Annotated in this window: 1 protein-coding gene (only partly in view); it reads right to left on the bottom strand. The window is 49.8% G+C overall.

This entire window lies inside a single protein-coding gene on the bottom strand: locus OL444_RS23130, encoding a non-ribosomal peptide synthase/polyketide synthase (protein ID WP_264729468.1). The 91,200-nt coding sequence extends 49,676 nt beyond the window's left edge and 23,863 nt beyond its right edge, so the window shows coding positions 23,864-41,524, spanning codon 7,955 (partial) through codon 13,842 (partial); the first complete codon in reading order (the gene reads right to left) occupies positions 17,657-17,659. Both the start codon and the stop codon lie outside the window.

Below are 17,661 nucleotides of genomic sequence, written 5' to 3' on the forward strand. Positions count from 1 at the left end.
GACGGTTAGATACCGGGCTACCTACGATGATATTACGTTGATTGCTGTAACCACTCAGCAACAGGTAATAACCACTCAGCAACAGGCTGAACATACTTACCTGCAACTCCTGTGCTACTGCTCTCAAATCATCACTGGTTGCTTTATCCATCGTAAATACCTTATCCGCACCAGCATATTGCAACTGGGCCGGACGAGGTTTATCCGTTGGCAGATGCAGCGTTTCATAGCCCGCCAGTTTATCGTGCCAGTAAGACACCTGTTTGGCCAATACATCACCGGTGAGGTGTGTACGTTGCCACAGGGCAAAATCTTTGTATTGCAACGGTAAGTCCGGTAATACCAACGCCGCTGCTTTTATTGCATCATTGGTACGTAAGGCTTCAAAATAATCATATTGCTGTAACAGTTCCCGCAGCAGGATATCTGTAGACCAGCCATCAAAAGCAATGTGGTGTAAAACTATGCCCAGGTAATTTTCTACTGTGCCGGCAGCAGTATGCAGCCGGTACCATCCTGCCAGCACCGGCAGTTCACTCTCCAGACGGAAGACGTGACTAGTCAGTTGTATCAGCGCCGCATCCAGGTCTGTAGTAGTATGGAAATCCTGTGTTGTAATTTCCAAAGGCGTTGCCTGATCATCTATTACTTCCTGGTATCCTTTACCCGCCTCATTTACCCGGATCACACTTCTCAATACTTCATGACGATGTACAATAGCCCGGAAGGCCTCTATCAGGCTATCTGCTACTACATCTTCCCGTAGTTTCAGTATTACCGGAATATTATATGCAGTGCTACCGCCCTGATAGTTTTCAATAAACCACAAACGTTCCTGTGCAAAAGACAACAACTGTTCTGTTGGATCTGACACAACCGGTACCACAATTTTTACACTGTCGGCCACACCACCGGTCAGTTGCAATGCCAATTTACGTATAGTCCTTTCCGTAAATACCATGGCTATACTGATGCTGGTATCCAGCGCCTTGTTCAGGCGGTTGATCAGGCGGATGGCCAGTATACTGTTACCGCCCAGCCGGAAGAAATCATCATTGACGCCAATCTTCGCGGCATCCAATCCTAATACCTCTCCAAAGATGGTACATAAGGTGGCTTCTGTTTCATTCGCTGGCTGCTGGTATACATCTCCCCCCGTGAAATGAGGTTCCGGCAATGCACGCCGATCCAGTTTACCATTCACTGTGAGTGGCAGTTCATCGAGGTGCACAAACACCGACGGCAACATATATTCCGGCAGCGATTCTCCAAGATAAGACTGTAACAACTGTTCATCCAGGATCGTTGCTGCTACATAATAGGCCACCAGGTATTTGTTGCCGGCCGTCAGTTCTTTCACCAGCACCACTGCTTGTTTAACAGCCGGATGAGCAGCCAGGCGGCTTTCTATCTCACCCAGTTCTATACGGTAACCGCGGATCTTCACCTGGAAGTCGGTACGGCCTGCGTACTCCAGATTTCCATCCGGTAAATATCTCACCAGATCGCCGGTTTTGTACAAACGACCAGTTGTGCAGAACGGATGCGGAATAAAACGTTCTGCCGTTAACGTAGGTTGGTGCAGGTAACCACGTGCTACACCGGCGCCGCCGATGTACAGTTCGCCCGCAGCCCTTACCGGTACCGGACGCAGCTCGCTGTCCAGTACATACACTTCCATATTGCCGATAGCACGACCGATATTCGCCGGATTATCTCCTGCGGCATAGGGATGAATAGTGGTACATACCGTGGCTTCCGTAGGACCATACTCATTGAGTAAGGTGCCCTGGTAGCGCATATCTTTCAGATCCGGCAACTGCTCTCCGCCGGTGTAGATCAGCGACAGGTTAGTGGCGCCGGTCAGGAACTCCCGCAGGAGGGCCGATGGAATAAATGTGACCTTGATCTGTTGTTGATCAATATAGTTCCGTAAGGCATCCGGCGCTGTTCTCAGCGTGTCGCTGAACAGATACAGGCTGTTACCGTTACTTAATGCCGGGAAAGCTTCATACACGAATGCATCAAATACATAGTTGGAATAACAACCGATGTTGGTATGCTGATCCAACTGGTGCACCGGAATTAATTCCGTAATCAGGTTGATGACACCCTGGTGTTCTACCATCACTCCTTTCGGTTTACCGGTAGTACCACTGGTATAAATCACATAGGCCAGGTTGGTGGCAATAGCTACTGCCGGTATATCCGTTGCAGGATATTGTTGCAGGGTATCTTCCCATGTTTCCCGTGTATCTATTACCGTGGCAGGTGTGCTGACCGATAATCCTTCCAGCAAATCAATATGCGTTGCATTGGTCAACACAGCTTTCGCACCGGTATCTTCCAGGATGTAGGCGATCCTTTCGGCCGGATATCCCGGATCCATGGGCACATAGGCACCACCGGACTTCAGTACTGCCAGCACGGCGATGAGTAAATGTTCCGTACGATCCAGGCATAAAGCCACCAGGTCATCCGGTTGTATGTGATATACATCGCGCAGGTAACCCGCCAGCTGATTGGCTTTCGCATTCAGCTCACCATAGGTTAATTGTTGTGTTGCTGTTACCAGTGCCACCTGCTGCGGTTTCGCCGCCGCCTGGGCTTCAAACAACTGATGTATGGTTTTATCTGCCGCATAGGTACGCGCCGTATCGTTCCAGTCGTATACTACTTCCTGATAGGCGGCGCCTGTCAGGTGAGCCAGTGCCTGTACAGCGATGTTTGCATCGGCTGTCAGCTGCGACAGAATACTGTCTATACCGGTCAGTAATTGGGAGATAGTGGCTTCACTGAATAATTCACCGGCATATTTGATCGTGCAATGCATCTCGCTGCCCCGTTCATGTGCCACAATACCCAACGGATAATCCAGTTTTTCTACACTGCCTTTAAACGCCAGCGCCAGGCCATCTTCGCCCTCTGCTTCTTCACTGCCTACCGGTACCGGATAGTTTTCAAATACGAATAAGCTGTTAAAGATGCGGTTGCCACCCTGTTGTAATTTACCTAAGTGAATATCACTGCGGCTGTTGATTTCTGTAATATGCGACTGCAGTTCTTTAATGGCTGCAATCACTGTATTGTCTTTATGCTCCAGGATAACCGGTAAGGTATTGATGAACAAACCTACCGCCTGTTCAATATCATCTACCGGCAGGTTACGGCCGGAAACAGTCATACCGACTACTGTCGTACTGCTGTTGCCATACAGACTTAACTGCCGGTGCCAGCAGTATTGTAACACCGCATTCAGTGTAAAGCCATGTACGGCACATAAACGTTTCAGGATGTCGTATCGTTCTCCGTCAATCAGCAGGCTTTTTTGCACAGGCTGCAGGATATGACGGTAAGCAGACAGGTTAATATGTCTGGATACCGGTTGTAACAGGTTGTTCAGGTTTTCCTGTTCCTGCAACTGGCTGATATAATTTTTCCAGTAAGCTTCATTATCCTGCCGGTGTTGCTGCAGGTATTGCTGTGACAATGTGTAGCCACGGTCTTCCCGTACAGTCACGGTTTCACCCTGCAACAGTTGTAGGTATACTTCATGTACATAGTTCAGCAGCAACGGCATACTCCAGCCATCCAGGATGGCGTGGTGGTTGCTGAAAATACAGTTGTACGCACGTTCTCCGCATTTCACCAGGTAGATGCGGAACAGGTTACCACGCGACAGGTCAAATGCCTGTAAACGATCTGTTGCCACCAGTTCATCCAGGTAGGCTTGTCTGGCCGCTTCCTCCCGATCACTGATATCGGAATAACGCCAATCCAGTATACCTGTCTGATCAATCACCTGTATCAATTCATCTTCCCAGCCAAAGCGCATGCGCAATACGCCATAACGTTGCTGTGCGTACGCCCATGCCTGTTGCAGCAAAGTTACATTTACCACATTATTGTAGTCCCAGAACAGCTGCACACGATAAGCATCATCCACGGTACCCTGGTTCAGGGCATGGTAGATAAAGCCCTGCTGCAGACTGTTGGCCAGGTATACACCTGTCACCGGTGTGGAAGCCTGTAATGCAGCCAACCAATCGGCGGCAATCACATGCTCCACATCACTGGCCGTTAAGTAGCTGCGGTGGATGTTGCTCAGGTAGTTAATCCCCTCTTCCAGTATCCGCTGGTAATGACCGGCCAACTCATTCAACACGTTGGCGGCCAGGTTACCTGAAATATTAAATTGTAATTGTCCGTCTATTACAAATCCATTCACACTGATCAGGTGATGGTCTTTATTGGCCGGATGAATGGCTGTTCCACTGTATTCACTACTCATACTCCAGCCACTGCCATCCTGTGTTCCCTGGCCATCAAACTGCCCCAGGTAGTTAAACACAATCCGTGGCAGGGCAGCCGTATCATACCCATACAGCGCACCATAACCGATACCATTGGCAGGGATTTTCCGCAGCGTTTCCTTGGCTGCAATTAACTGTTCTCCATAGTTATCACCGCTGCTGATAATTTCCACCGGATACATGGTGGTAAACCAACCTGCCGTATGCGTGATATCCATTTTAGCAGATAAGGTTTCCCGACCGTGTCCTTCCAGCAATACATAATGGCGATCCTGCCCTGTGATCTGCGCCAATGCACTACCCAGCGCGCTTAACAATACATCGTTGATCTGTGTGTTATAAACCTGCCCGATATGCCGCAGCAACAGATCTGTACGTGCTGTATCCAGTGATAAAGCAGCGTGGTGTTCTTCCGGTACTGCCAGGGCAGCCAGGTAATCATTACCTGCTGCAATACCCGGCGCCATAGCCCCCCAATACGCTGCTTCGCCACTGCCCTGTTGTTCAGGTAAGCTGGCATAGGTAGTCAGCTGATTCACCCATTGCCGGTAACTGCTGCCTTTTTCTCCCAGGATATCTATTACGGAGATGTCTGACAGGGTAGCCGTATCCGTTATACCGGACAGATGTGCGTAGATCCGTTCCATATCACTGATCAGCATACGCCAGCTCACCCCGTCTATCAACAGGTGATGTACGGCCAGCCAAAGGCGTGCACGGCCATCGGTGTAGCCCTCCAGGTAAGCAGCCTGGAACAGTTTATCTCCATAGATATCGAAATCACTTTGCCAGCCGGTTAAAATATCTGCCAATACTTCCGGACTTTCCAGGGTATTTATATCGGTATAATGAATATTTACATGGGTAACAGCTGCTCCATAGTATTGTACCCGTGGCCGGTGATAACGTAAACGTAAAGCATCATGGTAGTTCACCAGTTTCACCAACGTATGTTCCAGCAGTGTTTTATCCAATACCGGTACACTGATGACGAAAGATTGATTCCAGTGGTTATAGGCAGGCAATAAGCCTTGGGCTGCGTTATCGAAGAACCAGGATTGAATCGGTAACAGTGGTACTTCTCCCGTGAGGATACCCTGTTCGGTTTCCACCTGTACCTGCTGTTGTGCTGCATCGGCAATGACGTGTGTATACAACGCCGCAATGGTACGATGGCGGAAGATATCCTTCACACTTACGTGGATACCTGCCTGCTGCCGCAAACGGCTCACCAGCTGGATACTCACAATACTATCACCTCCCAGCCGGAAGAAGTCATCTTCAATACCTACTTTGCTGCCGGCTATACCCAGCACCTGCCCGAAGATATCGCACATCAGTGCCTGTGTGGTATTTTCTGCTGCACGGTAGTTATTGGTGTCGGTGAACTGAGGTTCCGGTAAGGCGCGGCGATCCAGTTTACCGTTGATCGTCAGCGGTAATTTAACGAGGTGGATCAATGCTGCCGGTATCATATATTCCGGCAGATAAGCGCCCAGATAAGTTTTCAGGGCTGTTTCATCCAGCGCAGCATCGGATACGTAGTAACCGGCCAGGTACTGACCACTACCCGACAACGATGCTTTCGCCAGTACTACAGCTTGTCTGATCTGCGGATGCGCAGCCAGGCGGCTTTCTATCTCTCCCAACTCTATCCGGTAACCGCGGATCTTCACCTGGAAGTCGGCACGACCAATGTATTCCAGGCTGCCATCCGGTAAATACCTTACCAGGTCACCGGTTTTATATAATCTGCCGGTGGCATCGAACGGATGCGCAATAAAGCGTTCCTGCGTGAGGGCCGGCTGATGCAGGTAACCACGGGTAACGCCCGCACCGCCTACATACAACTCGCCTACTGCGCCTACCGGCACTGGTTTCAGGTGACTGTTCAATACATAGCCCTGCAGATCCGGAATCAGTTTGCCAATCAGGGAACCTTTATCCAGTTCTGTGGCACGTACTTCCTTATACGTTACATGGACCGTCGTTTCCGTAATACCATACATGTTGATCAGACGCGGTTGCTGATCATCATACTGCTCATACCATGGTTTCAATTGCGCCAGGTTCAACGCCTCTCCACCAAAGATCACATACTTCAGCTGATCCAGTCGGGTGGCCTGTTGCAAGGCCACATCAATGAACTGGTAGAAAGCGCCCGGCGTCTGGTTTAATACCGTCACGCCTCTTTCCAGACACAACTGATAGAACAGATTCAGGTCTCTTGTTTCTTCATAGGTTGGTATCAGCAACTGTCCACCATACAACAGCGCGCCCCACATTTCCCATACACTAAAGTCAAACACATAGGCGTGGAATAACGTCCATACATCTGTGTTACCGAAGTGGTACCAGTGATCGGTAGCGGTGAACAGGCGTGCTACGTTGCGATGCTCAATCATCGCACCTTTCGGTTTACCGGTAGTACCACTGGTGTAGATTACGTAAGCCAGTGTTTCCGGCCGTGCCAGCGCCCGCAGGTTATCTACGCTATACGCTGATAAATCAATGGCATCCACACTTTCCACCGTTACCGGCAAGTGGGCTGCCAGTGACTGCATACGACCGGCATGCCGCTCATTGGTGAGCAATACGCGGGTAGCGGTATCTTCCAGCACATAGGCAATTCTTTCATCCGGATAAACAGGGTCCATCGGCACGTAGGCGCCGCCGGCTTTCAATACCGCCAGGATGGCTACCATCAGGTGTTCGGAACGGTCCAGGCAAAGTGCAATCAGGTCATCCGGCTGTATCGCGTAGGTGGCTTGCAGGTGTGCGGCCAGCTGATTAGCCTGCGCATTCAGTGCGGCATACGTGAGTTCACGACCTTCATATACGATGGCTGTTTGTTCCGGAACCGCAGCTACCTGTGCTTCAAACAGCTGATGAATGGTTTTATCTGCTGCATACCCATCTGCTATTGTATTCCAGTCGTACACGACTTCATGGTACTGTGCAGCTTCCAGGTAATCCAGGGTTTTCAGCTGCACAGGTGCTGCTGTACGATGACGTAATGCCGCCAGCTGTTGCAGGATGGTTTTATAGGTAACAATATATCTTTCAATCGTAGCTGCATCAAAGAGACCAGTGGCATAGTTAAATACACCGCGGATTTCTTCTCCGCTGTCATCCAGTGCTGTAGAGAGGTCATATTTAGCGATTTGATAATGATCGCCGCCTTTATACGGTGCAAACAACTGATCTGCGGCTTCACTGCCTCCACCAAAATGCTGCACACTAAATACTACCTGGAACACAGGATGACGGGACGTATCCGGCTCCACGTTTAGTTCATCTACCAGTTTTTCAAACGGAATATCCTGGTGCAGTTGCGCCGCTATCACGGCTGCGCCTACCTGTTGGATAAAGTCTGTTACCGGTTGTTCCGGATTAATTTCTTCCCGTAACGCCAGGGTATTGACGAAGAAACCGATGAGGTCTGCGATCTCGCGGTAATGACGGTTGGAAATAGGCGTACCCAGTACAATATCGCGTTGATTACTATAGCTGCCCAGCAACAGGTAATAGCCACTCAGCAACAGGCTGAACATACTTACTTCCAGCTCGCGCGACAACGCTCTTAAATCATCACTGATGGCTTTATCTATAACAAAACTGATATCCGCACCTTCGTAGTTAATCTGCACCGGCCTGGTTTTATCTGCCGGTAAATGCAGCGTTTCATAACCTGCCAGTTTTTCTTTCCAGTAAGACAACTGCTGTTCCAATACCTCCCCACTCAGATGGGTACGTTGCCAAAGGGCAAAATCCTTGTATTGCAACGGTAATACCGGCAATACCAACGCAGCTGCTTTTACGGTATCGCTGGTACGTATGGCTTCATAATAATCATATTGCTGCAACAGTTCCCGCAGCAGAATATCGGTAGACCATCCGTCAAATGCGATGTGATGCAGGACAATATTCAGGTAATAACCATGGGTATCTGCTGTATAAAGTGTAAACAGATTCACCAGTACCGGATAACTATGATCCAGGCTGAATACATGGTTAGCGGCGGCCGACAACGCTGTTTCCAGTGCTTCCTCCGTATACATATCCGTGCGGGTAATTTCCAGCGGATGTACGCTGTCATCTATTACCTGCTGGTAACCTTTACCTGCTTTATTGGTTTTAATATAACTTCTTAATACTTCGTGCCGGTGTACAATAGCCCGCAAGGCCAGTACCAGGCTTTCTATCTGCACTTCCGGCTGCAGTTTCAATACCACGGGTACGTTATAGGCATTACTGCCGCCTTCGTAGTTTTCAATAAACCACAAACGTTCCTGTGCAAAGGACAACAATTGTTCCGTTGGGTCAGATACGACAGGCGCTGTAATTTTCACCACGTCGCTGATACCTTCCTGCAACTGACCGGCGAGCTTCCGGATGGTTCTGCCGGTAAAGATCGCGGCCACATTCAGGTGGGTATCGAGTACCTTATTCAGGCGGTTGGCCAGGCGAATCGCCAGGATACTGTTACCGCCGAGGCGGAAGAAGTCATCATGTACCCCAATGGTTGTTACCTCCAATCCCAATACTTCTCCGAATACCGCACAGAGTTTTTCTTCTATGGCATTCGCTGGTTGCTGGTAGTTATCCGTACCTGTGAAATGTGGTTCCGGCAACGCGCGGCGATCCAGTTTACCGTTAATCGTCAGCGGTAATGCTTCCAGATAGATGAATACGGAAGGTATCATATACGCCGGCAGGGAATTTTCGAGCCATTCGATCAACAAAGATTCGTCGATCGCTGCTGCTGCCACATAATAAGCTGCCAGGTATTGGTTGCCACCCGTCTGCTCTTTCACCAGCACCACCGTTTGTTGAATGCCCGTATAAGCACCCAAACGGCTTTCTATTTCGCCCAGCTCAATACGGTAGCCACGCATCTTCACCTGGAAGTCCGTACGGCCCAGGTATTCGATGTTACCATCCGGTAAGTATTTCACTAAGTCACCCGTTTTATACAAACGACTATCATCCTGTGCAAACGGATTGTTCACAAACCGTTCGCGGGTCAGTTCCGGCTGGTTCAGGTAACCACGGGCCACGCCCGCGCCACCGATATACAATTCTCCGGCGGCTCCTATCGGTACCGGACGTAGTTCGTTGTCCAGTACATACACCGTGGTGTTGGACAACGGACGGCCAATCGGTATCACGCCGGACGACAGTTCACGGTAATCATTACATAAGTAACTAGTCGTAAACGTGGTACCCTCCGTAGGGCCGTAACCGTTAACTACCTTCACATTGGTATCTCTTTCCAATAATCTTTCTACGTGCGCATAAGAGATCTGCTCTCCGCCTGCTACCACATATTTCAGTTGCTGCAGGTAAGGTAGCTCTTCATCTACCAGGCGGTGGAAGAGCGACGTCGTGATAAAACAGATGGTAATATTATTTTGTTCCATCACGCTTTCCAGCTGCTGCATATCCAGGAACACTTCTTTCGCGGCAATTACCAAGGTACCGCCATTCAGCAAGGCGCCGAAAATATCGAACACAGAGCCATCGAAAGCATAGTTGGCAATCGCCAGTATTTTATCACTGGATTCAAATTTCACATAGTCTACATTCTTCACGAGGCGGTTCACGCTCTTGTGCTCCACCATTACCCCTTTCGGCATACCGGTGGTACCACTGGTATACATCACATAGGCCAGGTGATCCGCTCCATTGATATAAGGCAGGTTCACATCTGGCCAGGCATCCAGCGAAGCTGCAAATACATCCGTATCTATCAATGCCGTTACCATGTTGGTATCCGCCGTAATACCACTCAGTTTCTCCTGATGTATGGCATTGGTCAGCACTACTTTCACAGCGGTATCAGACAGGATATAGCTGATACGGTCATCCGGATAGGCGGTATCAATCGGCACATAAGCGCCACCTGCTTTTAAGATAGCGAGGATAGCGATCATCATATGCTCAGAACGATCCAGGTATAAGGCCACCAGGTCATCGGCTTGTATCGCATATGTTGTACGCAGATAACCTGCCAGCTGATTCGCTTTGGCATTTAATTCCGCATAGGTGAAATGTTGGTCTTCAAACACCAGCGCTATCTGCTCCGGTGTAGCCGTCGCCTGTGCTTCAAACAACTGCTGGATCGGCTGATCCGCCGGATAAGGACGGGTCGTATTATTCCATTCGTATACGAGGGTGTGTGCAGCTGCCTTATTCAGGTAACGCAGCGCCTTCACCGGAATGTGCCACTGCTGGCTATTACGGAGTGCTGCCAGCTGTTGTAGTATTTCTTTATAGGTAACAATGTATTGATCGATGGTAGCCGCATCAAACAAGCGGGTAGCATAGTTGAACACACCGCCGATCAGTTCTCCGTTATCCTCCAGTGTAGTGGTGAGATCATATTTGGCCACCTGGTAATGATCATTACCGGGATAAGGCGTAAACAGTTGTGGTGTATTCTTCTCCGTTGTAAAGTCCTGCAGGTTAAACATCACCTGGAAGACCGGATGACGCGAAGTATCCGGCTCTACTTTCAGTTCATCTACCAGTTTTTCAAACGGCAGATCCTGATGCAGCTGAGCGCCTACTACGGAAGCGCCTACCTGACGGATAAAGGAGACAATCGTTTGTTCCGGGTCGATATCTTCCCGCAATGCCAGCGTATTAACGAAGAAACCAATGAGGTCTGCTATTTCGCGGTAATGCCGGTTAGATACCGGTGTACCCAGTACAACATTCCGTTGGTTGCTGTAGCTGCCCAGCAATAAGTAATAACCACTCAGCAACAGGCTGAACATACTTACTTCCAGCTCGCGCGATAAAATCCGCAGGTCATCGCTGACAGCTTTACTGAGCGTAAAGGCCACGTCGGCCCCTTCATACTGCAGGTGTGCCGGACGGGGTTTATCTGTTGGCAGATGCAAGGTTTCAACAGCTGCCAGTTTATCTCTCCAATAAGACAGTTGTTTTTCCAGTACCGTACCACTCAGGTAAGCACGCTGCCACAGAGCAAACTCCTTATATTGTAATGTCAGCGCCGGTAAATGATGTGCGGCAGCTTTTGCTGCATCGTTGGTGCGCAGCGCTTCATAGTACGCATAATGTTCCAAGAGCTCCCGCAACAGGATCTCTGTAGACCAGCCATCAAAAGCAATGTGGTGCAATACCACACCCAGGTACTGATCAATGTCACCGGTATCCGTATGCAAACGGTATACGCCTGCCAGTACCGGATATTCATTCTCCAGGCTGAATACATGATTGGTGAGCTGTGACAGGGCGGTTTCCAGTTCAGCAGCCGTATGGTATTCTTCCCGGATAATATCCAGCGGATACATACGATCGTCTATTACTTCCTGATATCCCTGTCCTGCTTCGTTTATCCGGATCACACTGCGTAATACTTCATGCCGGTTTACAATCGTTCGTAAGGCCTGCAACAGGCTTTCCACCTGTACCTGCGGTTGCAGTTTCAGTATGACCGGAATATTGTAGGCATTGCTACCTCCCTGATAACTTTCGATAAACCACAGTCGTTCCTGTGCAAAAGACAGCAACTGTTCTGTTGGATCAGACACCGTGGGTGCTGTTATTCTAACACTTTCACTTTCTCCGCTAACCAGCTGTCCGGCGAGTTTACGCACCGTTCTGCCGGTAAAGACTGCGGCCACATTCAGGTTGGTATCCAGTACCTTATTCAGGCGGTTTACCAGGCGAATGGCCAGGATACTGTTACCGCCCAGGCGGAAGAAATCATCATGCACACCAATGGCGGTGGCATCCAATCCTAATACCTCACTGAATACCGCACATAGTTTTTCTTCCGTCGCATTCGCTGGTTGCTGGTAGTTGTCTGTATCAGTAAAATGTGGCTCCGGCAAGGCACGCCGATCCAGTTTGCCGTTGATCGTCAGCGGCAGTTCTTCCAGGTAAATAAATACCGAAGGCACCATGTATGCCGGCAGGGAAGTTTCCAGATAAGCTATCAACAATTGTGCATCGATCGCACCGGCTGCCACATAATAAGCCGCCAGGTATTGGTTGCCGTTTGTCTGCTCTTTCACCAGCACCACCGTTTGTTTAATATCCGCATAGGTAGCTAAACGACTTTCTATTTCGCCCAGCTCAATACGGTAACCACGCATCTTCACCTGGAAGTCGGTACGGCCCAGGTATTCGATGTTACCATCCGGTAAGTATTTTACTAAGTCCCCCGTTTTGTACAAACGGCTGCCATCCTGCGCAAACGGATTGTGTACAAACCGTTCACGGGTCAGTTCCTCCTGATTCAGGTAACCACGCGCCACACCGGCGCCGCCGATATACAGCTCGCCAGCTGCGCCTGCCGGTACCGGGCGCCGTTCACTATCCAGTACATATACCGTGGTGTTGGACAACGGACGGCCAATCGGAATCACACCGGACAACAGTTCCCGATAATTGTTACATAAATAAGTAGTGGTAAATGTGGTACCCTCCGTAGGGCCGTAACCGTTAACCACCTTTACGGTCGTATCTCTTTCCAGTAATCTTTCTACGTGTGCATAGGAGATCTGTTCTCCACCCGCTACCACGTATTTCAGTTGCTGCAGGTAAGGCAGTTCTTCATCCACCAAACGATGGAAGAGCGACGTGGTGATAAAGCAGATAGTAATACCATTGTGTGCCATCACACGCTCCAACTGCTGCATATCCAGGAACACTTCTTTCGCCGCAATTACCAGCGTGGCGCCATTTAACAAGGCGCCGAAAATATCGAATACAGATCCATCGAAAGCATAGTTGGCAATTGCCAGTATCTTATCGGTAGATTCAAATTTCACATAGTCTACATTCCTCACCAGGCGGTTCACACTCTTATGTTCCACCATTACCCCTTTCGGCATACCCGTGGTACCACTGGTATACATCACATATGCCAGGTGATCCGCATCATTCAGGGTTGCCAGGTTGGTATCCGGATAAACACCCAGACCAATATTGAAGGTGCTGCTGTCCAGTGCAGCGGTGACCACTTCCATGGCAGCGATGATGGTTTTCAGTTTTGGCTGATGGACTTCGTTGGTCAATACCACTTTTACAGCGGTATCGTCCAGGATATAACGGATACGATCATCCGGATAAGCCGTATCAATTGGCACGTAGGCCCCACCAGCTTTTAAGATGGCCAGAATGGCGATCATCATATGTTCGGAACGATCCAGGTATAAGGCTACCAGCTCATCTGCCTGTATATGATAGGTGTTTCGCAGGTAAGCGGCCAGCTGATTGGCTTTCGTATTCATTGCCGCATAGGTCAGGCTGCGGTTTTCAAACACCAGCGCCACCTGTTGTGGTGCAGCGGCTACCTGTTCTTCAAATAACTGCTGGATGGTTTTATCCGCAGGATAGGCCACGGCGGTATTGTTCCAGTCATGTATGATCTGTTGATACCGGGTATCTGTGAGATGTACCAACTGATGGGTACCTATTGCCGGATCAGCGATCAGCTGTGTTATGATATCATCAACACCTGTCAGCAACTGCGCTACCGTTGTATCAGGGAACAATTCACCGGCATAGTTCAACACAAATTCAATGGTACTGCCACGTTCGGCTACCACTACGCCCAATGGATAATCCAGTTTCTCCACACCTTGTCTGAACTGCAGGGAAAGCAATCCTTCTTCGCCCTCACTGCCCGCTGGTACCGGGTAGTTCTCAAATACAAACAGGCTGTTAAACAGCCGGTCGCTGCCCTGTTGTAATTTGCCCAGGTGAATATCACTGCGGCTATTGATTTCTGTGATATGCGACTGCAATTCCTTGATGGCCGCTATCACGGAGCCTTCCTTATGTTCCAGTATTACCGGTAAGGTATTGATGTACAACCCTACGCCCTGTTCAATATCGTCTACCGGCAGGTTACGACCGGATACGGTCATACCGACTACGGTTGTACGACTGTTGCCATACAAACTCAGTTGTCTGTGCCAGCAGTATTGCAATACAGCATTCAATGTAAAGCCATGTGCCGCACACAAACGTTTCAGCGCGTCATATCTGCTACCCGTGATGACGAGTGTTTTTTCTATTGATTCAATGATATGCCGGTAAGCAGAGAGATTTATCTTACGCTGTGCAGGTTTCAGCAGGTTGCTCAGGTCTTCCTGTTCTTCTATCCGACGGATATAGGATTGCCAGTAAGCTTCATTATCCTGGCGATGTACCTGCAGATAGTGCTGTGCCAGGGCATAGCTACGATCTTCGCGTACGGTTACCGTCTGGCCTGCCAGCAATTGCAGGTATACTTCATGTACATAGTTCAGCAGCAACGGCATACTCCAGCCATCCAGGATGGCGTGGTGGTTGCTGAGTAAGCAGGTATAGGCCTGCGCCCCACGTTTTACCAGGTATACGCGGAACAAACTACCACGCAACAGGTCGAAGGATAAGGAGCGATCGGCTGTTAATAAATCAGACAGATACGCTTCCTGTGTGGCGGTATCCTGTTCACTGATATCGCTGTAACGCCAGTCGAGTGTCCCCTGCTGGTCGATGATCTGTACCAGTTCTTCTTCCCAGCCAAAGCGAAGCCGCAATGCGCTGTAACGCTGTTGCGCATAGCTCCAGGCGGTTTGCAGCAAAGAGGCATTCAGTTCATTGTTATAATCCCAGCTCAGTTGTACGCGGTAAGCATCATCTATCTCACCCTGGTTCAGGGCGTGATAAATGAATCCCTGTTGTAAGCTGCCGGCCAGGTAAACGCCTGTAACTGGTGTAGTTGCCTGCAGTTCCGCCAGCCAGGTGTCGGAAATTACCTGTTCCACATCACTGGCTGTTAAATACTGCCGGTGGATGTTGCCCAGGTAGCTGATCATTTCTTCCAGTACCCGGCGATAATGTGTTGCCAGGGCTGTCACCGTATCGGCAGCCAGCTGTCCGCTGATACCAAACTGTAAACGACCGTCTATGACCAGGCCATTGATGTTGAGCAGATAAGGATCTTTATTATCTGCAGCAATACCGGTACCGCTGAATTCACTGGTCACCGTCCAGGCATTTTCATCCGGTGTATCCGGTCCGTCAAACTGCCCCAGGTAGTTAAAGCTGATCTGTGGCAGGGCGTTAATATCATACCCATACAAGGCCCCATAGCCGATACCGTTAGCCGGTATCTTCCGCAATGTTTCTTTGGCAGCTATCAGTTGTTCTCCATAATCTTTTCCGTTGCTCACTATTTCCACCGGATACATCGTCGTAAACCAACCGGTGGTGCGGGTAATATCGATGGCAGCCGACAGCGTTTCACGGCCGTGCCCTTCCAGCAATATATAGTGGCGGTCCTGACCGGTCACCTGCGACAGCGCGATGCCTAAGGCACTTAATAAAATATCGTTGATCTGTGTATTATATACCTGCCCGGTATGTCGTAGCAACCGGTCTGTCAGCTGCTCATCCAGGGTTAAGGAAGCATGCTGTGGTGTAGCCTCCGCGTGTGCCAACAGCGCCGCATTGCCTGCCGCAATACCGGCTGTCACGGTTGTCCAATAGGCTTTTTCATCCGCTATCTGTGCAGCAGATGAAGTCGCATAGGCAGCTATCTGGTTCACCCACTGCCGGTAACTGCTGCCTTTTTCTCCCAGGATAGCCGTTGCCGTGATCGCCTGCAGGGTAGTCGTATCCGTTATACCTGCCAGGTGACGGTAAATCCGTTCCATATCGGCATACAGTACGCGCCAGCTTACCCCGTCTATCAGCAAGTGATGGATAGCGATATAAATCCGCGCGCGGCCATCTGCATAACCCTCCAGATAACCTATCTGCAGTAATTTATCTCCATAAATATCAAAATCACTTTGCCATTGCGACAGCTGTGTATGTAATGCTTCCTCGTTCTCCAGGGTGCTCACATCCAGGTAGCGTATATCCGCTGCCGTTACCTCCGCACCATAGTATTGTACCCGTGGGCGCCGGTAACGCAAGCGTAAGCTGTCGTGGTAGTTCAACAATTTTACCACCGTATGTTCCAGTAAGGTTTTATCCAGTACCGGTACATTAATCAGGAAAGACTGATTCCAATGATGGTAAGATGGTAATACACCATTGTCTACACTGTCAAAGAACCAGGTTTGTATCGGTAACAAGCCGGTGGCACCGGAAAGTATCCCCTGTTCTGTTTCCAGCTGTACAGCTGCCTGCTGTGCACCCGCGATTACGTGCGCATAGAGCGCCGCAATGGTGCGGTGCCGGAAAATGTCTTTCACATTTATCTGCAGGCCCAACTGTTGCCGCAAACGGCTGACCAGCTGAATACTTACGATACTATCTCCTCCCAGGCGGAAGAAGTCATCTTCAATACCAATCTTGTCGGCCGCGATGTTTAATACCTGACCGAAGATGGCACACATCAGCGCCTGCGTTTCATTCTGCGGCGCCTGATAATTGCTGCTATCCGTGAACTGTGGTTCCGGTAATGCCCGTCGATCCAGTTTACCATTCGCTGTTAACGGCAGGATATCCAGGAACATTAACGCAGCAGGTACCATATATGAAGGCAGATATGCTCCCAGGTATTCCTGCAGGCGATGCTGCTCCAATGGCCCTTCTGCAACATAATAGCCCACCAGGTATTGCCCGCTGCCGGATGCCCCCTGTTTAGCCAGTACAACGGCCTGTTTAATGCCAGGATAGGCCGCCAGGCGGTTTTCGATCTCACCCAGCTCTATACGGTAACCGCGGATCTTCACCTGGAAGTCCGTACGCCCCTTATATTCCAGGCTACCATCCGGTAAATACCTCACCAGGTCACCTGTTTTGTACAAACGACCGGTAGCGCGGAATGGATGCGGAATAAATCGTTCCCCCGTTAACGTAGGTTGGTGCAGGTAACCACGTGCCACACCGGCGCCGCCGATGTATAGTTCGCCTGCAGCCCCTACCGGTACCGGACGCAGTTCGCTGTCCAGCACATACACTTCCATATTCGCAATCGGACGACCAATATTCGCCGGATTATCTCCTGCGGTATAGGGATGAATAGTTGTACATACCGTTGCTTCTGTAGGACCATACTCGTTGAGTAAGGTGCCCTGGTAGTGCATATCTTTCAGATCCGGCATCTGCTCTCCACCGGTGTAGATCAATGACAAACCGGTAGGTGTTGTCAGGAATTCCCGCAGGAGGGCCGATGGGATAAACGTTACTTTAATCTGCTGCTGGTCAATATACGCCCGCAAAGCATCCGGCGCCGTTCTCAGCTTATCGCTGAACAGATACAGGCTGTTACCGTTGCTTAATATCGGGAACGCTTCGTATACAAAGGCATCAAATACATAGTTGGAATAACAACCGATGTTGGTATGCTGATTCAGCTGGTGCACCG

This window comes from Chitinophaga nivalis, from assembly GCF_025989125.1.
GTDB lineage: Bacteria > Bacteroidota > Bacteroidia > Chitinophagales > Chitinophagaceae > Chitinophaga > Chitinophaga nivalis.